The following is a 20,870-nucleotide window of genomic DNA, read 5'->3' as shown; positions in this document are numbered from 1 at the left end:
AGCGGATGATCCCGGGTCAGAGGACCCAGGCGAGGATCAGCACCATGGTCGCCAGGAACCCGGCGGCGTAGTTCAACCAGATGAAACGGCGCCACGAGCGGTTGGTCTGGCCGGAGGTCTCGTCGGTGACGTTCCACCATGGCGCCGCATTGACGATGTAGGGCAGCGCGAGCACGGCCGCGAGCGGACCGGGCCACGGCGTGAAGAGCATCGCCACCCCCGCGACCACCCAGAGCACGACGGACATCCGCACGGTCGCACGCGCGCCGATCACTGTCGCGACCGAGGCGATGCCGGCCTCTCGGTCGGGACCGATGTCCTGGACGGCCCCGAAGGCGTGTGCGGCCATGCCCCAGAGGAAGAAGGCGAGGAGCACGACGACCGTTCCCGCCGTGACCGGCGCACCGGCCAGGGCGATCCCGACGACCGCCGGGCTGACGAAGTGCGTGCTGGAGGTCAGGGAGTCGAGGAACGGGCGCTCCTTGAACCGGAGGCGGGGAGCGGAGTACGCGATGACCGCGAACACACTCACCGCCAGCCAGATCCAGGACGCCGGCGAGCCGACGGCGACCAGGTATACCAGGAACGGGATGTTGGTGACGGCCGCCGCCCACAGTGTCGCCCGGTGGATGCGCGGAGACAGCAGTGCGCCCTCGATGCCGCCCTTCCGCGGGTTCGCGAGGTCGGAGGCATAGTCGAACACGTCGTTGATCCCGTACATCGCGAGGTTGTAGGGGACGAGGAAGTACAGGGTGCCGATCACCAGCGTCAGGTCGACCTCGCGGGTGCTGAGCAGGTACGCGGCCGCGAACGGGAACGCGGTGTTGATCCAGCTGATCGGGCGGGAGGAGAGCACGATCTGGGCGAGGTCGCTCCGCATGGACGACCCGCGGGTGGGGGTGCTCATCGCTGCTCCTCGGTACGGTGTCGACGGTCGCGTGCGCTCCGCCTCGCACGGAGGGCCGCCCAGAGCGCGGGGAGCAGCAGCGCTCCGGCGAGCGGATACGTGAAGTCCTCGATCGGGGCGAGCCCGATGTGCACTCCCACCAGCTGCTCCGGTGCGTAGTGGAAAAGCCCGCTCGCGATCATCAGGGTATCGAACACCGCCGTGAGCACGAGCAGCACCGCGATCGTCACGCCCACGGCGACGAGCCGGGGCCCGCGCGGGCGGGCGACGAGGGCGAGGACGATGCCGGCCGCGGCGGCGACGGCGAGGAACACCGCCGACAGTTGCAGGTACGTCATCGCGATGCCCCTCCCGATGAGGCTGCGGCCGGTGTGCGCCGAAGTGCGAGGAGGCGCACGGTGCCCGTGTAGATCACCATGGTGCAGACGACGAGGAAGAGCAGGAAAACCGGTTCCTCGATCGGCAGTTCGGGTGCGAGCAGCACCCCGGTCGCGATCGCCGCCTCGCCGCGGAAGAAGATCCCGCCCGCGATCCCCGCGATGTCCCAGAGCAGGAAGAAGGCCACACCCACCACGGTCACGACGGTCGCCGCGATCGGGTCGCGCCAGAAGAACAGCCGGAAGCGCCAGTCGAGCAGCAGCATGCACCCGAGGAAGACGAACAAGGCGGCGAGGTAGATCACGCCCATCAGGGGGCGTCCGTCCGGACCTGCTCGACAGCCGGCTCGGGAAGCGGGCCTCCGGAATGATCACCTCGGATGCGCTTCAGGACGATCTCCGCACTGATGAGGCACATCGGCACTCCCACGCCCGGTGCGGTCGTCGCCCCGGCGTAGAACAGCCCCTGCACCTTGCGGGAGGCATTCTGAGCGCGGAACATCGCGCTCTGCGACAGGATGTGCGCCGGACCCAGCATCCCTCCACGCCAGGAGTGGTAGTCGTCGCGGAAGTCGGCGGGCCCGGTCGTCTCGCGGACGACGATGCGCTCGCGGAGGTCGGGGATGCCCGCCCATTCCGCGATCAGGTCGATCGCCGCATCCGCGGCGGCCTCGATCTGCGGGGATCCCGTCCCGTCGGGGCCTCCGTGGCCGAGCTCGACGTCGGCCGGGATCGGGACCAGCACGAAGAGGTTCTCGTGGTCGGCGGGCGCCACGTCGGGGTCGGTCGCGCTCGGTTTGCAGACGTAGGTGGATGCGGGAGAGGGCACCGACGGCGTGGAGCCGAAGATCGCGTCGAAGTTGGCGTCCCAGTCCTCGGTGAAGAACAGCGAATGGTGCGGCAGCTCGGGCAGCGAGCCGCGCACGCCGAGCATCACCAGGAGGCCGCCGGGGCCGCTGGTGCGCCGGGCCCACCACGACTCGGGGTAGGTCTGCAGCGACGGCGGAAGCAGGGTGGTCTCGGTGTGGTGCAGGTCGGCAGCCGAGACGACGATTTCGGCTTCCTCGTGATGTGCTGTGCCCTGCGCATCGACCCAGTCGACGCCCGTGACCGGGCTGCCTGGCTGCGCGCTCTGGGTGCGGATGCCGGTGACCGCGGCCCCGGTGACGATGCGGACGCCCTGGGCGCGGGCGAGATCCTCGATGCGCTCGACGAGCCGCCAGAAGCCGCCCTGGGGATAGCTGACGCCCTGGTCGAGATCGAGCGCGCTCATCAGGTGGTACATGGCCGGTGCGCTGCGCGGATCGGTGCCGAGGAAGACCGCGGGATACCCGAGGATCTGCCGGATCACGGGATGCCGGAACCGCTTGGCGGCGAAGGACTGCAGTCGTGAACCCAGCAGGGAGAACAGGCGGGGGAGCGCCCGGAGGATCTCCGGGGCCATGAGGGTGCGCACGCGCGTGAACGGGTTGTACAGGAAGTGCTTCTCGGCCATCGTGCTGGCCTCGTGCGCGGAGTCGAGGTAGTCGTCGAGGGCGCGGGCCGATCCGGGCTCGAGCGACTCGAAGAGCTGCGCCACGGCGGCGCGACCCGCCGGCACCGTGACGGCGGAGACGGGCTCGTCCGAGGTCTCCGGGGCGCGGAAGACGCGGTAGCCGGGATCCAGGAGCGTGAGGTCGAGCTGCTCCTCGGTCGAGGTGCCCATCATCGCGAAGAAGTGGTCGAAGACCTCGGGCATCAGGTACCACGACGGACCGGAGTCGAATCGGAAGCCGTCGCGCTCCACGGTCCCGGCGCGGCCCCCCACGCGCTCGTTCTTCTCGAGGATCGTGACATCGTGCCCGTCACGGGCGAGCAGGCCGGCGGTGGCCAGTCCGGCGACTCCGGCGCCGATCACGACGACGCGGCTCATCGGTCCCGCTCCAGGGCGGTGACCACGACGGCGCGTCCCGCCAGGGCCGCCTTGAGCGGATCGGGTACCCGCACCCGGCGCCGGTAGAGCTCATCGGCCGGGGTCGTCGCGACGCGCTGCGTCAAGGCGGAGAACAGGGCGTGCGCGCTGCGGACGGCGGCCCGTGCATCCCGGGGGAGCAGCGGGATGGCCGCGGCGGCATCGTCGAGCTCGCCGTGGATGGTGCGCACCCAGGCGTCGCGATCGGCGTCGGTGAGTCGTGCCGATCCGCCCAGGTAGCCCCGATGCAGGCGGTCGGTGTCGTCGGCGAGGTCTCGCAGGAAGTTCACGTTCTGGAATGCCGATCCGAGCTGACGGGCTCCGTGGTCGAGGGTCGAGTGTTCGATGTCCGTGCGGTGCTCATCGCGGAGGAAGACGCGCAGGCACATGAGCCCGACGACCTGCGCCGAGCCGTAGACGTAGCGTTCATGGGAGGCGGAGTCGTGCGCCGTGAAGCCCGCGTCGCCGGCGATGTCGGCGCGCATCGAATCGAAGAACGGCTGGGTCAGGTCCTCGCCGATGCCCGATTCGAGCGCGGTGCGGGCGAACGCATGCAGCACCAGGTCGCTGCTGTACCCGAGACGCATCGCGCGATGCGTCTCCGCGATGTAGGCGTCCAGCGCGGCGGACTGTGCCGAGCCGTCGAGCCCCGCCTCGGCGGCCACGCCGTCGACGATCTCGTCGGCGATGCGCACCATCGCGTAGATGTTGCGCACGTGCTGCCGGTGGCGGCGGCCGAGCAGACGGCTGGCGAGCCCGAACGACGTCGAGTAGGTGCGGATGACGTCGGTCGCGGCGATCTCGGCGGTGCGGGTGAAGCGATCGAGGGCTCCGTGGCCCTGAGGCCTCGCGGGGCTCCCGGTCATGCGCGGCGACTCTCGATGCGCGTGGCGAGCCCGAGGATCGTCCGACCGGCTTCGGCGGAGATCGTTCCGGCTTCCTCGGCCTCGGCGAGCACGGAGGACACGGCGACGAGCTGCTCCTCCACCAGGCTGCGTGCGAAGCTCTCGGCCCCGCACTCGCGGAGGCGTTCGCGGATGCCGGTGGCGTTCTTGACGCTGAGATCCAGAGAGCCGAAGTGCAGTTCGATGCTCGGCCAGTGTCCGGTCATGCGGGCGTACGCGATGATCGCGGTCTCCTTGCCCTCGCGGAGGTCCGAGAACGCGTCCTTGCCGTGAGCGCGGGAGTCGCCGAACACCGAGAGCAGATCGTCCTGCAGCTGGTAGGCGAGCCCGAGATGGCGACCGATCTCGGTGAGCTGCTCCTCGGCAGCCGCCGACGCTCCGGCGAGGACGGCGGCAGCCCGGAGGGGGAGGACGAAGGAGTAGGTGGCCGTCTTGTACGCGCTCATCGACAGGATGGTGCGCAGGTCCGGGGCGATGATGCCATCGGTCAGTCCGACGTCGATGTGCTCGCCTGCCACGGTCTCGAAGATGGTCTGCTCCATCAGGGCGAGCAGCCGGACGCGGGTCTCGCTGGACACGTCGGCCCGGGCGAAACCCAGCACGGAGGAGGCGAGCAGCAGATCACCCATCAGGATCGCGCTGGAGCGCGCCCAGTGCAGCGCGGATTCCTCGCGCTCGTCGCGTCGACGCTCGGCGAGCGAGCCGATCAGGTTCGGGCGGCGACGACGGATGAGGTCTCCGTCGATCACGTCGTCATGCAGCAGGAAGGCGTAGTGGAGCAGCTCGACATGGGCGGCGACGTCGATCACCGTCGTGGTCTCGGACGCACTGACACCGCCGGGCGACAACGCACGATGGAAGTCGAGCAGCAGACGCGGCCGGATCAGCTTCCCACCCAGCGCGTGATCGGCGGCCTCGCGCCAGAGCGCGGCGAACTCCGTTCCGTATGCCTCCGCCGCCGCGCTGCGTTCCGAGAACCGGCGGCGCAGGACCTCTTCGATCCGGGTTCCCAGATCCTCGTCGGTCGCCATGGAGGTCATCGTTCAGACCTCGCCGATCTCGCGCAGCAGCGGAAGCTGGCCCTGGATCCAGGGGCTGAAGGCGAACGGGGTGAGCGAGACGGACTCGACGAGATCCTGCGGGCTCACCCACACCCACTCGGCGACCTCGTCCGGATTGGCGATCGGGTCGCGGTCGACCACCGCCACATGCACGGGGCAGATCTCGTTCTCCACGATGCCGCTCGCGTCGACGGCGCGATAGCGGTAGTCCGGGAGGACGAGGCGGATGTCGTGGAGCTCGATGCCGAGTTCCTCGAGTGCGCGTCGTCGGACGGCCTCCGTCATGTCCTCGCCGGGGCGGGGGTGGCCGCAGAAGCTGTTCGTCCAGACGCCGGGCCAGGTCTGCTTCGCGAGCGCGCGGCGGGTGACGAGGATGCGTCCGTCGCGGTCGCGGATGTGGCAGGAGAAGGCGAGATGCAGGGGAGTGTCCTCGGTATGGACCTGATCCTTCGGCAGGACGCCGACCGCCGAGCCGTCTTCGGCCAAGAGGGTCACGTTATCCATTGCATCCTTCTCACGAATTCGCTAACCTAGTAAGTTATAAACCTAGCATGAAACCCGTCGTGTGTAACATGATCGCATGGACAACGAGTCCCGCACCACCCCGGCGCAGGGTGAGTGGGGAGAGGCGGCACCGGATCGAAACGCCCCAGGCCCAGACGGCTTGAGTCACTCGGCCATCTACGACGTGGATGCGAGCGATCCCCGCAGCTCCTTGATCGACCGTACCGGCATCGACCCCGAAGATCTCCGGCAGATCTCGGTGTTGATGGGCGCCATCGCCGCCCTACGAGAAGCGGAAGAGCATCTCTCCGTCGCCTCACGCCGTTATATGCAACTGAACGACACGGATATGCGTGCTCTTCACTATCTCATCGTGTGCGCGAATCGAGGTGTGATCGCGACGCCGAGTGGAATCGCGCAACACCTCGGCATATCGACTGCGGCGACCACGAAGCTCCTGGACCGACTCGAGAAGAATTCGCATATCCTCCGCGCCCCTCATCCCACCGACCGGCGCGCTCTCGCCATCACGATCTCGAAAGAGACGCGTCATGCGGCCATGGAGACCGTCGGGAAGCAGCAGTCGAAGCGGTTCTATGCGGCGGCTCGCCTGACGAGGCAAGAGCGAGACGTGGTGATCCGCTTCCTCGGCGACATGACGAATGAGATCGCATTGCGCGGAGAGGCGTGGGCGGCCGATCCGAAGGGATAGGCATCCGGGCGAGGAACGCCTATCCGTCGATCTCGGATCAGTGGGCTGCGTGATAGGCCTCGAGGATGGGCGCCGGGATTCGTCCGCGCTCGGAGAGCTCGTGACCGTTCTCCTTCGCCCACGCGCGGATCGCCGCGACCTCCGGGTTGCGGCCGGGCCGCTTCCTCGGGGTCGTCGCCGAACGGACCGCGCCCGCGGAGCCGGCTCGACGTCCCGCGGAGATGTACGGCTCGAGTGCCTTCCGCAATTCGTCGGCGTGAGCGGAACTCACGTCGATCTCGTACGAGGTTCCGTTGATCGAGAAATGTACTGTCTCGCCCTCCCCGATCTCCAGGACGCTGCCATCGATGTCGTCGACCAATTGGTGCACAATTCTTCTTGCCATGGAATTGACCATACCGTCGAGCGATAATTCCGACAAGGCGATCCACTATCGCGCCGGTGATATTCGGAATTGACGACATTCGTCCCGATTATGCGTCGTTCGTCAGGGGAGCAATCCCGCCCGACGCGCTTTGGCGACGGCGGAATGGCGGGTGGAAGCGTCGAGCTTCGACATCGCCGTGCCCAGATACGCCTTGACGGTGCCTTCGCGCAGTCCGAGCCTCGCCGCGATCTCGGCGTTGGTGGCCCCCAGCGCTGCGCAGGCGAGCACATCGATCTCTCGCGGGGAGAGGCGCACGGTGGGCACGGGGCCGGTGACAGCCGGCACGGCTTCTCCGGCGAGGGAGGCGAGGCGGCGCTCGACCTGGGCGATCCGCTGTCGGAGCGTGTCATCCGCGACGGAGGAGCCGATGCTCCGCAGTTCGGCGAACGTCTCCCGCAGCTCCTCGCGCTGCGGCGGAGTCATCTCGTCGGCCGAGGCGCGGGAGCGCAGACGGCGTTCGACCTCGTCACGGACGCGGAGCTCATCGGCGACGGTTCGGGCGACCTGCATCGCCGGTGCGGTCGTGACCCCGCCGACCTGCTCCTGATCCCAGGCGCCGGCATAGAGCACCCCGCGCGGTCTGTTGTCGACCACGATCGGCACGGCGAGCAGCGTGCGCAGCCCTTCCCCGAGCACGAAGACGTCGTAGTCGTGGGTGATCTGCTGCGAGGAGCCGTAGTCGCTCGTCATCCGCGGGCGGAGTTCCATCATCGCCCGGCCGCCGAGTCCGCGCTCGGGCCGGACACGCAGACCGTCCAGGCTCCGGGTCCGGTTGCCGACGATGCTGGTCACCTGCACGACGCCCTCGTCGATGAGGCCGCCGAACGCCACCGGGAAGCGTGTGCGCCGGGCGAGTTCGCGCACCGCAGTGGCGACGAGTTCGGCCTCGGACTCGATGATCACCGGAGAGCTCACGACTACCTACTTTCGGGGGTGACGGCACCGTGCCCCGTTTCGTAGGGTCGACCCTACCATTCGCCCGGCGGGAGCCGAGCGAGCACCGGACATGTGGCAAGGAGGCCCCATGAGCGACCAGACCCCGACGGGTTCGAGCGGCGAGATCGACTACATCGCCGTCGAGCGATCACCGCGATTCCTGCAACTCAAGCGGACGCAGAGATCCTTCATCTTCCCTCTCGCCGCGTTCTTCCTCATCTGGTATTTCGTCTATGTGCTGCTCGCGGCATTCGCCACGGACTTCATGGCGCAGCGCGTGTGGGGTGACATCACGGTCGGCCTGCTGCTCGGACTCGGGCAGTTCGTGACGACCTTCGCGATCACGATGGCATACGTCTCGTTCGCGAACCGCAAGCTCGACCCGCTGGCGACGGAGATCCGTGAAGAGCTCGAGAACGCGCAGGGCCGCGCATGAGCGCCGTGCGTGCGGCGGTCGACTCGGTCACCGCCGAGAGCAATCCCGTGCTGAACATCTCGATCTTCGTGGCGTTCGTGGCGGTGACGCTGTTCATCGTGATCCGCGCGAGCCGCAACAACAAGACCGCGGCGGACTACTACGCCGCCGGGCGTTCGTTCACAGGCCCGCAGAACGGCTTCGCGATCGCCGGCGACTATCTGTCCGCGGCATCCTTCCTCGGCATCTGCGGCGCGATCGCGATCAACGGCTACGACGGCTTCCTCTACTCGATCGGGTTCCTGGTCGCCTGGCTGGTGGCTCTGCTCCTGGTCGCGGAGCTGATGCGCAACACCGGCAAGTTCACGATGGCCGACGTGCTGTCGTTCCGCCTCAAGCAGCGCCCCGTGCGCATGGCGGCCGCGATCACGACCCTCGCGGTGTGCTTCTTCTACCTGCTCGCACAGATGGCGGGTGCCGGCGGACTGGTCTCGCTCCTCTTGGGCATCGACGGACGCGTGGGGCAATCGATCGTGATCGCGGTGGTCGGGGTGCTCATGATCGTCTATGTGCTGATCGGCGGCATGAAGGGCACCACCTGGGTGCAGATCGTCAAGGCGTTCCTCTTGATCGGTGGTGCTCTGGCCATGACGATCTGGGTGCTCGCCACCTACGGATTCAATGTGAACACCCTGCTCGAGGCGGCGGTGGCGAACTCCGACAAGGGTGATGCGATCCTCGCTCCCGGGCTCCAGTACGGGGCGAACCCGTGGGACTTCCTCTCCCTCGGAATGGCGCTCGTGCTGGGTACCGCCGGTCTGCCGCATGTGCTGATGCGCTTCTACACGGTGCCGACCGCCAAGGAAGCGCGGCGTTCGGTGGTCTGGGCGATCTGGTTGATCGGCGGCTTCTATCTGCTGACGCTCGTGCTCGGCTATGGAGCGGGCGCTCTCGTCGGGGCCGACGTCATCGCGGCGGCACCCGGCGGCGTCAACTCCGCCGCACCGCTGCTCGCGCTCGAGCTCGGCGGTCCCGTGCTGCTCGGATTCATCTCCGCGGTGGCCTTCGCGACCATCCTCGCGGTGGTCGCCGGTCTGACCATCACTGCGGCCGCATCGTTCGCGCACGACATCTACGCGAACGTCATCCAGAAGGGACGCAAGGACAGCGACGGCAACCCCGTCGCTGCGGACCCGGACGGAGAGGTGCGCGTCGCGCGGCGCACGGTGATCGTGATCGGAATCCTGGCGATCATCGGCGGGATCGGCGCGCAGGGGCAGAACATCGCGTTCCTCGTCGCGCTGGCCTTCGCGGTCGCGGCTTCCGCGAACCTGCCGACCATCCTGTACTCGCTCTTCTGGCGCCGGTTCTCGACGCGGGGTGCGGTGTGGAGCATGTACGGCGGTCTCGGGTCGGCGATCATCCTGATCGTGCTGTCCCCGGTGTTCTCCGGAACCCCGACCTCGATGATCCCCGGCATCGACATCGCGGTCTGGCCGCTCAACAACCCCGGCATCGTGTCGATCCCGCTCGGCTTCCTGCTCGGCTGGCTCGGGACGATCACCAGCACCAAGAAGGAATCGCCGCAGCTCGCCGCCGAGATGGAGGTGCGTTCGCTCACGGGGTTCGGGGCGGAGAAGGCGACGGATCACTGAGGCGTCGTCCCGTCTGACGATCGAGCACTGTGGACCCGGCGGCCTACTCGCCGGGTCCACGGTGTCGCCTCGGAGGCGCTGGTGACGGACAGCGGTCACGGACACCCGTCACGGAGCCTCGAGGTCGAGAAGGTAGCGCTTGCGCTCCGGATGGGCGCCGTACTGCCCGGCCGATCCGTCGGACTTCACCACGCGGTGCACGGGCACGATCACGGAGAACGGCGTACGTCGGCAGGCCGTGCCGACGGCACGCGCGGCACCCGGTGCGCCGGCGAGGGCGGCCACCTCGCCGTAGCTCAGGGTCTCGCCCCACGCGATCGTACGGATCGTCTTGAGCGCGGCGAGGGCGAAACCCGACGCCAGCCGCCAGTCCAGCTCCAGCGATGCGAAGTCGTCCGGCATGCCGTCGAAATAGGTCTCCAGACGGGCGGACAACTCGTCCGCAGCGCCGGGCGCCGGTACGGGGATGGCGCCGAGAGACCGGGAGATCCCCTCGAGCAACCAGGGGACGGAGGGGTCGTCGGATTCGGAGAGGTCGAAACGCACGATCCCGTGATCGGAGAACACGGCGAGCGCATCTCCGAAGGGCGTGGGAGCGAAGTCGTATCGGAAGGTCATGGCACCATCTTGTCGGGCAGCGCCGACCTCCCGGTGGCGATGCACGTGACCGGGGGAGAAGCACTCCCGCGCCGTCATCCGTGCAGAGTGGGTGCGGATGCTCGTTCGGGGCAGAAATCCGGTGAAACCCGCCCGGGATACCCGGCGCTGACCCCTCCCGCGCCTAGGGTGTGAATTGTGTGGCGACGGGAAGACAGGTCTGCGGATGACGCGGTGACGGATGCCGCAGTGACCCTCGGCGACCTGCAGCAGTCTGCGACCGGCGTCGAGGTCGCCCACGCGGCGGAGGCCGAACGCACCCGTCTGCGGGCGGAAGCCGCTGATCTCGGAGGCGCGTCGCCGCTGGTGAACTTCCGCGACACCCCGGAGTCGGGGATCGACATCTCCAAAGCGCATCCGGGCAGCCTTCCGCAGTTCATCACGGGCAAGTCGACCCTGCTGTCGAATCTCTTCCGCGACGAGGTCGGGCTGCGCACCGCGCGTCTGGCCGCCGAGCGCATCACCGCGAAGCACACCGAACTGCGCACCGTGCGCGGCATCGAGGCCGTGCACCTCACCGTCGGCGTCGCACGCTGGAGGATCGGGGGCGCCGGTTTCGCCGCTCCCGTGCTGCTGCGGCCGCTGGCGATCCGCCGGCACCACTCGGACTTCGAGCTCAAGCTGCAGGGCGTGTTCGTCGTCAACCCCGAGCTCGTGCGGATCGCGCGTGAGCATTTCGGCATCACGATCGATGCGACCGCGCTCGCCGCCCTGGCGTACGACGGCGGCATCTTCAAACCGCAGCCGGTCATCGACAGCCTCCGCGCGATCGCCCGGTCGATCGACACGTTCTCCGTCGAGCCGCGCCTGGTCGTCTCGACATTCGCCGACGTGGGCGGCGCGATGGTCCGCGACGGCCGCAACCTCGATCACCGGGTGCTCAACGCCCTGGCCGGGCACGTCGGTGACCGCGAGCAGCTCGCGGCACCGCGGGCCGCGCCGCATCACACCGGACCGGACGACCGCGCGCCGGCATCGGACAACCTCCTCCTCGACGCGGATGCCGAACAGGAAGCCGTGCTGGCACGGATCGCTGCCGGTCACTCCCTGACCGTGGCCACGCTGCCCGGTACCGGGGGAACCCAGACCGTGATCAACGCCCTGGGCGAGCTCGTCCGCGCGGGCAAGCGCGTCCTCGTCGTGTCGGCCCGGCGCTCGACCCTCGACGGGGTGCGGCACCGACTCGCGGGCATCGGCTTGGACAGCCTGGCGATCTCGCCGGCGAGCGTCCGGCGCGACCTGGTGCGGGCGATCGGTCGCAACGAGAAGGCCGTGGCACCGAAGGTCAGCGAGGTCGACGATGCCCTGGTCCGCCTGCGCACCGTGCTGCGCGACTACCGACAGGCGCTGATCACACCGGTCGCGGGCACGAACGCCTCGGTGCTCGACGCCACCCGGCATCTGACCCGACTGGCTTCCCTGCCGACTCCGCCCTCGACCACCGCGCGTCTCGGCACCGACGCCCTGCGACGGCTGGCCGGTGACCGCTCCGGAGCGGCAGCGGCGCTCGCGCAGGCCGCGCGACTCGGCGAGTTCCGCTTCGGGCCCGACGATTCGCCATGGTACGGGGTCACGTTCTCGAGCACCGAAGCGGCACGGGCCGCACACCAGCTCGCCGGGCGCCTGCATTCCGACAGCATCCCCGCTCTCCTCGAGCGCGGCTACGAGCTCATCGCACAGACGCGTATGCGGCCGTTCTCCACGATCGATGAACTCGGCGACTACCTCGATCTGCTCCAGGGCATCCGTGACACCCTCGACCGCTTCAGTCCGACGGTGTTCGAACGTCCGCTCGGCGAGCTCATCCAGGCGCACGGCTCCCGCCGGGACGCGCCGGGAATGTCCGGCGCCAACCGCCGACGCCTCCGTCGCCTGGCGAAGGAGTACGTCCGCCCCGGCGTGCACGTGACCGAGATGCACGAGTCGCTGCTGCGGATCCAGGCGCAGCGCACTCAGTGGCAGCGCCACGTGGAGGCCGGCGTCGCGCCTGAGGTCCCGCTCGGCCTCGCCGAGGTCTGGTCGTCGTGGCAGCGGGCGGAAGCGGAACTCGCCGAGCTGGATGCCGCGCTCGGTCGCCGCGAACCGCTGGCGTCTCTTCCGGTCGCGCGACTGGTCCGCACCCTCGCCGGCCTCGCCACCAAGTCCGACGTCTTCGACAACCTCGTCGAGCGCGCACAGCTGCGCGACCGACTCGCCCTGCTGGGACTCGAGCCCCTGTTGGCCGAGCTCTCGGTGCGGCACGTGTCGGAGAGCCTCGTCGGCGACGAGCTCGAGTTCGCGTGGTGGCAGTCGCTCCTCGAACGCGCGCTGCAGGACAACCGCGCGCTCCTCGGCGCGAACACCGCAGTGGTCGACCGCCTGGAGCGCGACTTCCGCCTGGTCGACGAGGCCCACGCCGCCATGGCGGGGCCGTTGCTCGCGTGGCAGCTGGCGAACCAGTGGAAGATCGCGATCGTCGACGAGCCCCAGCAGTCGCAGCATCTGCGCCGCGCGCTCACGCAGCCCACGTCCACGACGGCCGAGATCGTGAGCGCGGCGCCGACCCTCGTCGACGTGCTGGCTCCGGTGTGGATCTCCTCGCCGTACCTGGTCCCCGAGATCCCCGACTCGGTCGAGTTCGACACGGTCGTGCTGGTGGATGCCGCCGCGGTGAACCTCGCCGAGACGGCGCCGGCGATCCGTCGCGCGCGTCAGATCGTGGCCTTCGGCGATCCCGTCACGCAGCGCCCGACGCCGTTCCAGATCGCCGTCGATCCCAGCGAGCAGTGGGAGGCCGAGGTCCCGTTCGACGACACGTCCGTGTTCGAGCGTCTCTCCGAGCTGCTTCCGGTGCTCACCCTGACCCGCAGCTATCGGGCCGGCGGCGAGGATCTCGCCGAGCTGATCAACGACGCCTTCTACGGCGGTGAGATCGTGTCGCTGCCCTGGGCGGGCTCGTATCTCGGCCGCGGCAGCCTCACGGTCGACTACGTGGAAGGCGGCACGGGAGCCCCCGATCCGGTCACGGGAGCGGTGGAGAGCCCTGACGCCGAGGTCGCGCGCGTCGTCACCCTCGTGGTCGAGCATGCCGTGCATCGACCCGCCGAGTCCCTCATGGTCGTGACGGCCAGCGCCCGGCACGCGGAGCGTGTGCGCGCTGCGGTGACCACGGCCTTCGCAGGGCGCTCGGACGTCGCGGACTTCGTCGGACGGGATACCGCGGAACCCTTCGCCGTGCTCACGCTCGAAGAGTCGGTCGCGGAGAGCCGCGACCGTGTGATCTTCTCCCTCGGCTTCGGTCTCACCAAGCACGGCCGCGTCCTCAGCGACTTCGGCGACCTCTCGACCCCCGACGGAGAACGACTCCTCACCGTCGGGATGACCCGCGCCCGTCGTTCGATGGTCATCGTCTCCTCCATCCGTCCCTCCTCCTTCGACGACGGCCGCCTCGCACACGGCGCCGCCACACTCATGTCGATCCTCGGCGGGCTCGCCACGCGGGCGCGGGATGCACGTCTCGAAGACCTCGCCGACCCCCTCACGCTGGCGCTCGCCCGGGAGCTGCGGCGTCTGGGCGCCTCCGTCGACGTGGACTACCGCGGGCGCCTGCCCCTGGTCGCGCAGCACAAGGGCAAGGCCGTCGTGATCGAATCCGATCCGGAGACCAGAGGGGAGTCGCTGCGGGAGACGCTCCGCCTGCGCCCCCACGTCCTGCGCCGGCTGGGCTGGCACTACGTCCGCGTGCACGCCTTCGATCTGTACAGCGACCCGGTGACGGCCGCGACACGGATCGCCGCCGTGCTCGGGATCGCCGAATCGGCCCCGCGAGCCGACAATGACACGCAGCCGATCGACGTCATCGACCCCGGTGATGGCTGAGCGGTCGTCGGAGGATTCCGACGGTCAGCGCATCGTGCGGGTGCCCGGGTCGCGTCGGGCTCGTCTCACCCCGGTGCCGGGCACCGATCCGAACCCGGAGCCCGTGATCCGGGAGACGCCGGCGCCGTCGGACCCGGCGACGACGAAGGCCGTGGACCGCGGACCCAACGACGAGCGCCTGCGACTCGACGTCCCTCCGCACTACTGACCGACATCGCTCCGCACCCCGGACTTCCACTGCCGCGACGCACGAAGCCGCCCCCGCCGTCCGGGCCACGCGAACACGTGGCTCTCCAGCGAGAGCGGCTTCGGAAGAAGGGCGATCAGGCGCGCGGGCTCTTCGCCAGCAGGTCGCGGATCTCGACGAGCAGCTCGGCTTCGGTGGCGGCGGCCGGCTCGTCCTCGGGTGCTTCCGCCCGCGTGCCCTTGCGGGCTTCGACGTGCGCCTTGAAGGTGTTCATCGGCAGGACGAACACGAAGTAGACGACCAGGGCGACCGCGAGGAAGCTGATGATGGCGGAGACGAGATCTCCGAGCGGGAAGGTGACCGTGTCACCGTAGATGTTGGTCACCTGTGGACCGAACTCGCCCGCGGCGTTCGCCGGGAAGAACAGAGCGACCAGCGGGGTGATGATGCTGGCGACCACCGCGTTCACGATGGCCGTGAACGCACCGCCGATGACGACCGCGACGGCCAGGTCGATCACGTTGCCGCGGAGGATGAAATCCTTGAAACCTTTGAGCATGGGAACCCCCAGTAGTCAGGACCTCAGGAAGAGGTCGGGCTCGACGCAGCGGCAGGCTTGGCGCTCGTCGTCGTACCCGAGTTCGATGATGCCGAAGCATCCTTCGATCCGCCACTCTTCGCGCGGGAATCCGTCCGATAGAAGCCGGAGCCGTTGAAGGTCACCCCGATCGACCCGTATTGCTTGCGCAGAGCACCCCCACATTCGGGGCAGACCTCGAGTGCGTTCTCGGCGAAGCTCTGCACAGCGTCGAAGGTGTGACCGCACGACGTGCAGGCATAGGCATAGGTGGGCATGGCGTCCTCGGGATCAGCGTCGCGGGTGCGACAGGTTCAGGGTCTGCGTCGGGGTGACGACGCCGCTCACCGGCTGGTCGTGCACCTCCCGGGGCAGGGAGTCGAGTATCTCGGAATCATAGATGACCGCGTAGACGGGCGGGCACTTCTCCATGGAGCCGATCGTCTTGTCGAAGTAGCCGCGACCCCATCCCATCCGCATCCCGGTGCGGTCGACGGCCGCCGCAGGCACGATCATGAGGTCGACGTCGTTCACCGCGATCGGTCCGAGCACCTCGCCGGTCGGCTCGGGGAGGCCGTACAGGCCCTCGGCGACGTCGCCGTCATCGGTCGCGACAGCCCAATCGAGCAGCCCGTCGGAGCGCGTGATGGGGAGCAGCACCCGGATGCCCCGGCGCACCGCCCGGGAGACGAACTCGCGGGTTCCTGGCTCCTGGGTGGTGGAGAGGAAGCACGAGATCGAGCGCGCGCCGAGCGATTGGATCAGCGCATCGAGGCGCTCGCCGATCAGGTGCGCCGCCGATTCGCGCTGCGCGTCGGAGAGCTGGGCACGGCGCTCGCGTAGATCTGCACGCAGCGCGCGCTTCTCCTGCTCTGCCTCGGTCGACATGGGTCAAAGTCTACGGGGGTGCTCCCCACTAGGCTGGGGAGATGGGTCATCAGAAGATCAAAGCCGTCATCCCCGCAGCAGGACTGGGGACACGCTTCCTGCCCGCGACCAAGGCGATGCCGAAGGAAATGCTCCCCGTCGTCGACAAGCCTGCGATCCAGTACGTCGTCGAAGAGGCGGCGGATGCCGGGATCGAAGACATCCTCGTCATCATCGGCCGCAACAAGAACGCCATCTCTAACCACTTCGACTCCGTGCCGGAGCTCGAGGTGCGGCTCACCGAGAAGGGTGACATGGGCCGCCTCGAGCGGGTCATGAAGTCCAGCGATCTCGCCGACATCCACTTCGTCCGCCAGGGCGAGCCCAAGGGTCTCGGCCACGCAGTGCTGCGGGCGCGTACCCACGTCGGCGACAGCTCGTTCGCCGTGCTCCTGGGCGACGACCTGATCGACGAGCGCGATCCCCTGCTCACGCACATGATCGCCGAGCACGAGCGCACCGGAGCGGCGGTGATCGCCCTCATGGAGGTCGACCCCGCGAGCATCCACATGTACGGCGCCGCGGCGGTCGAGGAGATCGAGGGCTCCGACTCGGTGCGAGTGACCGGGCTCGTGGAGAAGCCGGCCCAGGAAGACGCCCCTTCCAACCTGGCGATCATCGGACGCTATGTCCTCCCCGCCTCGGTGTTCGAGATCCTCGAGCGCACCGAGCCGGGCAAGGGCGGCGAGATTCAGCTCACGGATGCGCTGCAGGAGCTCGCGACCGACCCGGACGGTCCCGGTGTGATCGGAGTCGTGTTCCGCGGGCGCCGTTACGACACGGGCGACCGTGTCGATTACATCAAGGCGATCGTGCAGCTGGCCTCCGACCGTGAAGACCTCGGACCGGAGTTGCGTCCGTGGCTCAAGGAGTTCGCGGAACGCCTGTAGGCGATTCTGCGGACGTCGGGACGCAGGATGGATCTGACGGCGGGGATCAGGCACGGGGCTGTCGAGCTGCGCCTGGTGCGCAGCAAGGACGCGCGTCCGTTGCAGCAGGAGCTTCTCTCGAACCGTTCCTGGCTGCAACCATGGGAGGCCACGGTTCCCTACGGCAGCGTCTCCTTCGACATGCGTCTGAGCATCCGGAGACTGCTGCAGCAGTACCGTGACGGAGCCGGCTACCCCTTCGTGATGGAGTACGACGGTGAGATCGCCGGGCAGCTCAATGTCTGGGGTGTCGCCCGCGGGTCTCTCTGCTCGGCGACCATCGGATACTGGGTGAGCGAGCGATTCGCCGGTCGGGGGATCACTCCCACCGCGGTCGCCCTGGCCACCGATGCCTGCTTCACCGAGTACGGCCTGCACCGCATGGAGATCTGCATCCGGCCAGAGAACGCGGCGAGCATCCGCGTGGTGCAGAAGCTCGGCTTCCGGTACGAGGGGCTGCGCCGGCGCTACATCCACATCGACGGGGACTGGCGCGATCACTACGCGTTCGCTCTCACGCGGGAAGACGTTCCGCAGGGCGTGCTCGCCCGCTGGCTGAACGGCGGTGTGTCGGCCGCCGTCTCCGAGATCCCGCCCGCCGACCGGCTGTCGACCTGATCCGAGACGGACACGCCGCGACACGCGCCGACTACCCGGTTCTGCCCCGCCGGTCCCTTACCGTTAGGGGTATGGATGGGCCGGTGCTGAGCGGGGGAGTGATCGTGCTCGTCGCTGTGCTCCTGTGGATGCTCTATCTGCTGCCGTCCTGGCGCGGGCGCTTCCAGTACAACGCCGCCGAGCGCAATGCGGTGCGACTCAATCAGGCTCTCCGCGTGCTGGCCGAGACCAGCGAGACTCCCGGGGAGGTGCGGTTCGAGCTGAACGCCCGCACGGCCCTGGCGCAGCAGAAGCTCGCCAAGCGCGTCCAGGCCGAGCGTGAAGCAGCAGAGCTCGCCGGTCTGAAGCAGGAGCTCGCGGCCGCCAGCGCCGACCCCGTGCTCCGGCAGGCGCGGGCCCGACGTCGCGTCCGGGTGACCGCGACCACTGTCCTTTTCCTCGGACTCGCCGGCGCCGGACTCGGTGTCTGGCAGCTGATCGCCACGGGTGGATCTGTCCTGCTGTGGGTCGGGGGAGCGCTCGTCGTCGTCGCCGGGATCGCGCTGCAGAAGATGGCGACCGTGGCGCGTCGATCCGCTCGTCGTCCTCAGACGCTCGCCGCGCCGGCGCGTGAGCGTGTGGCGCCGGAACTGCATGACCAGGGTCCCGCCACCTGGACGCCGCGCACGCTGCCGGAACCCCTGGTGACCGTTGCCGGTTCCCGGGCGCAGACCGCCCGTGCCGCGATCGATGCGCAGGAGGAGAGGCGCAAGGCTGCGCGTATCGCCGCCCTGCGCGAGCGCGCGGAGGAGATGGCGCCGCCGGCACCGGTCGCGCTGCCCGCCGCCTCGTCGTCGCCCTACGCCCGGATGGGATTCGTGGACGACGCGGAGATCGAAGCCCATGTGCGCGATCTGCTCAGTCGTCGGGCTGCCGGGTGATTCCCGGGCGACCATGACCGCTCCGACGTCGTGATAACGTAGGAGACGTTCCAGGGCCTATGGCGCAGTTGGTAGCGCGCCTCGTTCGCATCGAGGAGGTCAGGGGTTCGAATCCCCTTAGGTCCACAGAACACAAGCCCCCAGGCGAAAGCCTGGGGGCTTTTTCGTACCCCGCGTGAACCTCCGCCGGCGTCCGCCGCCGGAGCTCGCACCGGGAGCAGCCCTGGCGTCGTCATCCGGGGGGAGATCGTGCACGAGACGGCGGCGCCCCCGGGATTCCGCGGAAGAGCGTGGCGACACGCCCGGCGGACGCCTCGGATTTGCCGGAACCCCGGGATCCGCGTAACTTATTACTTGTTCGCCCCACAGGGAAGCGGAGAGGCCGAGAGCTTCACCCCCCTCAAGTGGAGAACCACCTCCTTCCTTTCACTTACTCGTTGAGTGTTGTGGCCTTCGGGTCTAGGATGGGAGTTTCCACCTCTTCTGCGGTCTTTCGGTCGTGTTCCGGGTCTTTTTTGGTCTGGTGCGTGTCGATTTGACAGGCGCGGGGATGTGGGTAAGATAGAGAAGTTGCCCTTCGGGCCTGGTTGTGATGACTGGGTCGTGGGAGCATCCGATCCTTGAGAACTCAACAGCGTGCACTTGTCAAATGCCAAATTATCCTCGTCTCCACGTTATGTGGGGGTGAGAATTCCTTTGGATCAAAGACCAATCCCTTCCGGGGGGTTGGCAATGGATGAAGTCAGCAATGAATTTGTCTCTTTGGTCAGCATCAAACTCGCTGCGTCACCGTTTTCCCGGTGGGGTATGCATTTCTTTTTTACGGAGAGTTTGATCCTGGCTCAGGATGAACGCTGGCGGCGTGCTTAACACATGCAAGTCGAACGGTGAACACGGAGCTTGCTCTGTGGGATCAGTGGCGAACGGGTGAGTAACACGTGAGCAACCTGCCCCTGACTCTGGGATAAGCGCTGGAAACGGCGTCTAATACTGGATATGTGACGTGACCGCATGGTCTGCGTTTGGAAAGATTTTTCGGTTGGGGATGGGCTCGCGGCCTATCAGCTTGTTGGTGAGGTAATGGCTCACCAAGGCGTCGACGGGTAGCCGGCCTGAGAGGGTGACCGGCCACACTGGGACTGAGACACGGCCCAGACTCCTACGGGAGGCAGCAGTGGGGAATATTGCACAATGGGCGCAAGCCTGATGCAGCAACGCCGCGTGAGGGATGACGGCCTTCGGGTTGTAAACCTCTTTTAGCAGGGAAGAAGCGAAAGTGACGGTACCTGCAGAAAAAGCGCCGGCTAACTACGTGCCAGCAGCCGCGGTAATACGTAGGGCGCAAGCGTTATCCGGAATTATTGGGCGTAAAGAGCTCGTAGGCGGTTTGTCGCGTCTGCTGTGAAATCCGGAGGCTCAACCTCCGGCCTGCAGTGGGTACGGGCAGACTAGAGTGCGGTAGGGGAGATTGGAATTCCTGGTGTAGCGGTGGAATGCGCAGATATCAGGAGGAACACCGATGGCGAAGGCAGATCTCTGGGCCGTAACTGACGCTGAGGAGCGAAAGGGTGGGGAGCAAACAGGCTTAGATACCCTGGTAGTCCACCCCGTAAACGTTGGGAACTAGTTGTGGGGTCCATTCCACGGATTCCGTGACGCAGCTAACGCATTAAGTTCCCCGCCTGGGGAGTACGGCCGCAAGGCTAAAACTCAAAGGAATTGACGGGGACCCGCACAAGCGGCGGAGCATGCGGATTAATTCGATGCAACGCGAAGAACCTTACCAAGGCTTGACATATACGAGAACGGGCCAGAAATGGTCAACTCTTTGGACACTCGTAAACAGGTGGTGCATGGTTGTCGTCAGCTCGTGTCGTGAGATGTTGGGTTAAGTCCCGCAACGAGCGCAACCCTCGTTCTATGTTGCCAGCACGTAATGGTGGGAACTCATGGGATACTGCCGGGGTCAACTCGGAGGAAGGTGGGGATGACGTCAAATCATCATGCCCCTTATGTCTTGGGCTTCACGCATGCTACAATGGCCGGTACAAAGGGCTGCAATACCGCGAGGTGGAGCGAATCCCAAAAAGCCGGTCCCAGTTCGGATTGAGGTCTGCAACTCGACCTCATGAAGTCGGAGTCGCTAGTAATCGCAGATCAGCAACGCTGCGGTGAATACGTTCCCGGGTCTTGTACACACCGCCCGTCAAGTCATGAAAGTCGGTAACACCTGAAGCCGGTGGCCTAACCTTTTTGGAGGGAGCCGTCGAAGGTGGGATTGGTAATTAGGACTAAGTCGTAACAAGGTAGCCGTACCGGAAGGTGCGGCTGGATCACCTCCTTTCTA

The 20,870-nt window shown here is 67.5% G+C and carries 21 protein-coding genes, 1 tRNA gene and 1 rRNA gene; 10 read left to right on the top strand and 13 right to left on the bottom strand.

The features are described from left to right. Positions 1-16: 16 nt before the first annotated feature. From ACWA14_RS11250 to idi, 7 genes are read right to left on the bottom strand one after another with little or no spacing between them, the layout of a single operon-like run. Entirely contained in the window at positions 17-907 is an 891-nt protein-coding gene (locus ACWA14_RS11250) for a prenyltransferase (protein WP_463793465.1), read from the bottom strand. Next, the gene (locus ACWA14_RS11245; RefSeq protein WP_463793464.1) at positions 904-1,245 is read right to left on the bottom strand and encodes a lycopene cyclase domain-containing protein; all 342 of its coding nucleotides are present in this window, start codon (positions 1,243-1,245) and stop codon (positions 904-906) included. The genes ACWA14_RS11250 and ACWA14_RS11245 overlap by 4 nt, the downstream gene beginning before the upstream one ends. After that, positions 1,242-1,595, bottom strand: coding sequence for a lycopene cyclase domain-containing protein (locus ACWA14_RS11240; protein ID WP_463793462.1), 354 nt, complete (start codon positions 1,593-1,595; stop codon positions 1,242-1,244). Before ACWA14_RS11240 ends, ACWA14_RS11245 begins: the two co-directional genes overlap by 4 nt. Continuing rightward, on the bottom strand, positions 1,595-3,196 hold the full coding sequence (gene crtI, locus ACWA14_RS11235; RefSeq protein WP_463793460.1) for a phytoene desaturase family protein: 1,602 nt from the start codon (positions 3,194-3,196) through the stop codon (positions 1,595-1,597). Before crtI ends, ACWA14_RS11240 begins: the two co-directional genes overlap by 1 nt. Further along, on the bottom strand, positions 3,193-4,101 hold the full coding sequence (locus ACWA14_RS11230; RefSeq protein WP_463793458.1) for a phytoene/squalene synthase family protein: 909 nt from the start codon (positions 4,099-4,101) through the stop codon (positions 3,193-3,195). The genes crtI and ACWA14_RS11230 overlap by 4 nt, the downstream gene beginning before the upstream one ends. After that, entirely contained in the window at positions 4,098-5,171 is a 1,074-nt protein-coding gene (locus ACWA14_RS11225; RefSeq protein WP_463793456.1) for a polyprenyl synthetase family protein, read from the bottom strand. Before ACWA14_RS11225 ends, ACWA14_RS11230 begins: the two co-directional genes overlap by 4 nt. A gap of 12 nt (positions 5,172-5,183) precedes the next feature. Beyond that, the gene (gene idi, locus ACWA14_RS11220; RefSeq protein ID WP_463793453.1) at positions 5,184-5,705 is read right to left on the bottom strand and encodes an isopentenyl-diphosphate Delta-isomerase; all 522 of its coding nucleotides are present in this window, start codon (positions 5,703-5,705) and stop codon (positions 5,184-5,186) included. 76 nt (positions 5,706-5,781) lie between these two features. On the opposite strand from idi, the gene ACWA14_RS11215 reads away from it, so the two are divergent. After that, positions 5,782-6,417 carry a MarR family winged helix-turn-helix transcriptional regulator gene (locus ACWA14_RS11215; protein WP_463793450.1) on the top strand — a complete coding sequence of 212 codons (636 nt, stop codon included), beginning with the start codon at positions 5,782-5,784 and terminating at the stop codon, positions 6,415-6,417. A gap of 37 nt (positions 6,418-6,454) precedes the next feature. On the opposite strand, the gene ACWA14_RS11210 is transcribed toward ACWA14_RS11215, so the two are convergent. Next, positions 6,455-6,802 (bottom strand): histone-like nucleoid-structuring protein Lsr2, encoded by a 348-nt coding sequence (locus ACWA14_RS11210; protein WP_463793448.1) that lies wholly within the window; start codon positions 6,800-6,802, stop codon positions 6,455-6,457. 102 nt (positions 6,803-6,904) lie between these two features. Next, entirely contained in the window at positions 6,905-7,759 is an 855-nt protein-coding gene (locus ACWA14_RS11205) for a LuxR C-terminal-related transcriptional regulator (protein WP_463793446.1), read from the bottom strand. Positions 7,760-7,868: 109 nt separating this feature from the next. Between ACWA14_RS11205 and ACWA14_RS11200 the strand changes: the two genes are divergently transcribed. Together ACWA14_RS11200 and ACWA14_RS11195 are read left to right on the top strand one after the other, a co-directional pair. Further along, the gene (locus tag ACWA14_RS11200) at positions 7,869-8,216 is read left to right on the top strand and encodes a DUF485 domain-containing protein (protein WP_463793444.1); all 348 of its coding nucleotides are present in this window, start codon (positions 7,869-7,871) and stop codon (positions 8,214-8,216) included. After that, positions 8,213-9,850: a solute symporter family protein gene (locus tag ACWA14_RS11195; protein ID WP_463793442.1), complete on the top strand. Its 1,638-nt coding sequence runs from the start codon at positions 8,213-8,215 to the stop codon at positions 9,848-9,850. Before ACWA14_RS11200 ends, ACWA14_RS11195 begins: the two co-directional genes overlap by 4 nt. Before the next feature lie 108 nt (positions 9,851-9,958). On the opposite strand, the gene ACWA14_RS11190 is transcribed toward ACWA14_RS11195, so the two are convergent. Beyond that, positions 9,959-10,468, bottom strand: coding sequence for a methylated-DNA--[protein]-cysteine S-methyltransferase (locus ACWA14_RS11190; protein WP_463793439.1), 510 nt, complete (start codon positions 10,466-10,468; stop codon positions 9,959-9,961). Between the two features lie 213 nt (positions 10,469-10,681). Here ACWA14_RS11190 and ACWA14_RS11185 point away from each other — a divergent pair, with 213 nt between their 5' ends. Further along, entirely contained in the window at positions 10,682-14,365 is a 3,684-nt protein-coding gene (locus tag ACWA14_RS11185; protein ID WP_463793436.1) for an AAA family ATPase, read from the top strand. After that, on the top strand, positions 14,358-14,573 hold the full coding sequence (locus tag ACWA14_RS11180) for a hypothetical protein (protein WP_463793435.1): 216 nt from the start codon (positions 14,358-14,360) through the stop codon (positions 14,571-14,573). The genes ACWA14_RS11185 and ACWA14_RS11180 overlap by 8 nt, the downstream gene beginning before the upstream one ends. A 115-nt stretch (positions 14,574-14,688) precedes the next feature. Here the strand turns inward: ACWA14_RS11180 and mscL are convergent, their stop codons facing one another. The 3 genes from mscL to ACWA14_RS11165 are packed head-to-tail and all read right to left on the bottom strand — an operon-like array spanning position 14,689 to position 16,017. Beyond that, on the bottom strand, positions 14,689-15,111 hold the full coding sequence (mscL, locus tag ACWA14_RS11175) for a large conductance mechanosensitive channel protein MscL (RefSeq protein ID WP_463793433.1): 423 nt from the start codon (positions 15,109-15,111) through the stop codon (positions 14,689-14,691). Between the two features lie 23 nt (positions 15,112-15,134). Then, the gene (locus tag ACWA14_RS11170; RefSeq protein WP_463793430.1) at positions 15,135-15,407 is read right to left on the bottom strand and encodes an FmdB family zinc ribbon protein; all 273 of its coding nucleotides are present in this window, start codon (positions 15,405-15,407) and stop codon (positions 15,135-15,137) included. 13 nt (positions 15,408-15,420) lie between these two features. Then, a complete protein-coding gene (locus ACWA14_RS11165) occupies positions 15,421-16,017 on the bottom strand; it encodes a 5-formyltetrahydrofolate cyclo-ligase (RefSeq protein WP_463793428.1) in 597 nt (198 codons plus the stop codon). Between the two features lie 41 nt (positions 16,018-16,058). Here ACWA14_RS11165 and galU point away from each other — a divergent pair, with 41 nt between their 5' ends. The 5 genes from galU to ACWA14_RS11140 all read left to right on the top strand — a co-directional run bounded on the left by galU (position 16,059) and on the right by ACWA14_RS11140 (position 20,867). Continuing rightward, positions 16,059-16,946 (top strand): UTP--glucose-1-phosphate uridylyltransferase GalU, encoded by an 888-nt coding sequence (galU, locus tag ACWA14_RS11160; RefSeq protein WP_463793424.1) that lies wholly within the window; start codon positions 16,059-16,061, stop codon positions 16,944-16,946. 27 nt (positions 16,947-16,973) lie between these two features. After that, a complete protein-coding gene (locus ACWA14_RS11155) occupies positions 16,974-17,603 on the top strand; it encodes a GNAT family N-acetyltransferase (protein ID WP_463793419.1) in 630 nt (209 codons plus the stop codon). Between the two features lie 71 nt (positions 17,604-17,674). After that, a complete protein-coding gene (locus ACWA14_RS11150) occupies positions 17,675-18,523 on the top strand; it encodes a hypothetical protein (protein WP_463793417.1) in 849 nt (282 codons plus the stop codon). A 53-nt stretch (positions 18,524-18,576) separates the two neighbouring features. Then, a tRNA-Ala gene (locus ACWA14_RS11145) sits at positions 18,577-18,649 on the top strand. 693 nt (positions 18,650-19,342) lie between these two features. Next, a 16S ribosomal RNA gene (locus ACWA14_RS11140) occupies positions 19,343-20,867 on the top strand. Positions 20,868-20,870: the final 3 nt, after the last annotated feature.

The sequence above is a fragment of the Microbacterium sp. TW_SC_2 genome (genome assembly GCF_055361165.1).
This window is presented reverse-complemented; position numbering and strand designations above follow the sequence as displayed.

Bases quoted from the DNA above. Each gene is read 5' to 3' on its own strand.
- ACWA14_RS11250 (WP_463793465.1), bottom strand. From the start codon at position 907: ATGAGCACCCCCACCCGCGGGTCGTCCATGCGGAGCGACCTCGCCCAG.
- ACWA14_RS11245 (WP_463793464.1), bottom strand. From the start codon at position 1,245: ATGACGTACCTGCAACTGTCGGCGGTGTTCCTCGCCGTCGCCGCCGCG.
- ACWA14_RS11240 (WP_463793462.1), bottom strand. From the start codon at position 1,595: ATGGGCGTGATCTACCTCGCCGCCTTGTTCGTCTTCCTCGGGTGCATG.
- crtI (WP_463793460.1), bottom strand. From the start codon at position 3,196: ATGAGCCGCGTCGTCGTGATCGGCGCCGGAGTCGCCGGACTGGCCACC.
- ACWA14_RS11230 (WP_463793458.1), bottom strand. From the start codon at position 4,101: ATGACCGGGAGCCCCGCGAGGCCTCAGGGCCACGGAGCCCTCGATCGC.
- ACWA14_RS11225 (WP_463793456.1), bottom strand. From the start codon at position 5,171: ATGGCGACCGACGAGGATCTGGGAACCCGGATCGAAGAGGTCCTGCGC.
- idi (WP_463793453.1), bottom strand. From the start codon at position 5,705: ATGGATAACGTGACCCTCTTGGCCGAAGACGGCTCGGCGGTCGGCGTC.
- ACWA14_RS11215 (WP_463793450.1), top strand. From the start codon at position 5,782: ATGGACAACGAGTCCCGCACCACCCCGGCGCAGGGTGAGTGGGGAGAG.
- ACWA14_RS11210 (WP_463793448.1), bottom strand. From the start codon at position 6,802: ATGGCAAGAAGAATTGTGCACCAATTGGTCGACGACATCGATGGCAGC.
- ACWA14_RS11200 (WP_463793444.1), top strand. From the start codon at position 7,869: ATGAGCGACCAGACCCCGACGGGTTCGAGCGGCGAGATCGACTACATC.
- ACWA14_RS11195 (WP_463793442.1), top strand. From the start codon at position 8,213: ATGAGCGCCGTGCGTGCGGCGGTCGACTCGGTCACCGCCGAGAGCAAT.
- ACWA14_RS11190 (WP_463793439.1), bottom strand. From the start codon at position 10,468: ATGACCTTCCGATACGACTTCGCTCCCACGCCCTTCGGAGATGCGCTC.
- ACWA14_RS11180 (WP_463793435.1), top strand. From the start codon at position 14,358: ATGGCTGAGCGGTCGTCGGAGGATTCCGACGGTCAGCGCATCGTGCGG.
- mscL (WP_463793433.1), bottom strand. From the start codon at position 15,111: ATGCTCAAAGGTTTCAAGGATTTCATCCTCCGCGGCAACGTGATCGAC.
- ACWA14_RS11170 (WP_463793430.1), bottom strand. From the start codon at position 15,407: ATGCCCACCTATGCCTATGCCTGCACGTCGTGCGGTCACACCTTCGAC.
- ACWA14_RS11165 (WP_463793428.1), bottom strand. From the start codon at position 16,017: ATGTCGACCGAGGCAGAGCAGGAGAAGCGCGCGCTGCGTGCAGATCTA.
- galU (WP_463793424.1), top strand. From the start codon at position 16,059: ATGGGTCATCAGAAGATCAAAGCCGTCATCCCCGCAGCAGGACTGGGG.
- ACWA14_RS11155 (WP_463793419.1), top strand. From the start codon at position 16,974: ATGGATCTGACGGCGGGGATCAGGCACGGGGCTGTCGAGCTGCGCCTG.
- ACWA14_RS11150 (WP_463793417.1), top strand. From the start codon at position 17,675: ATGGATGGGCCGGTGCTGAGCGGGGGAGTGATCGTGCTCGTCGCTGTG.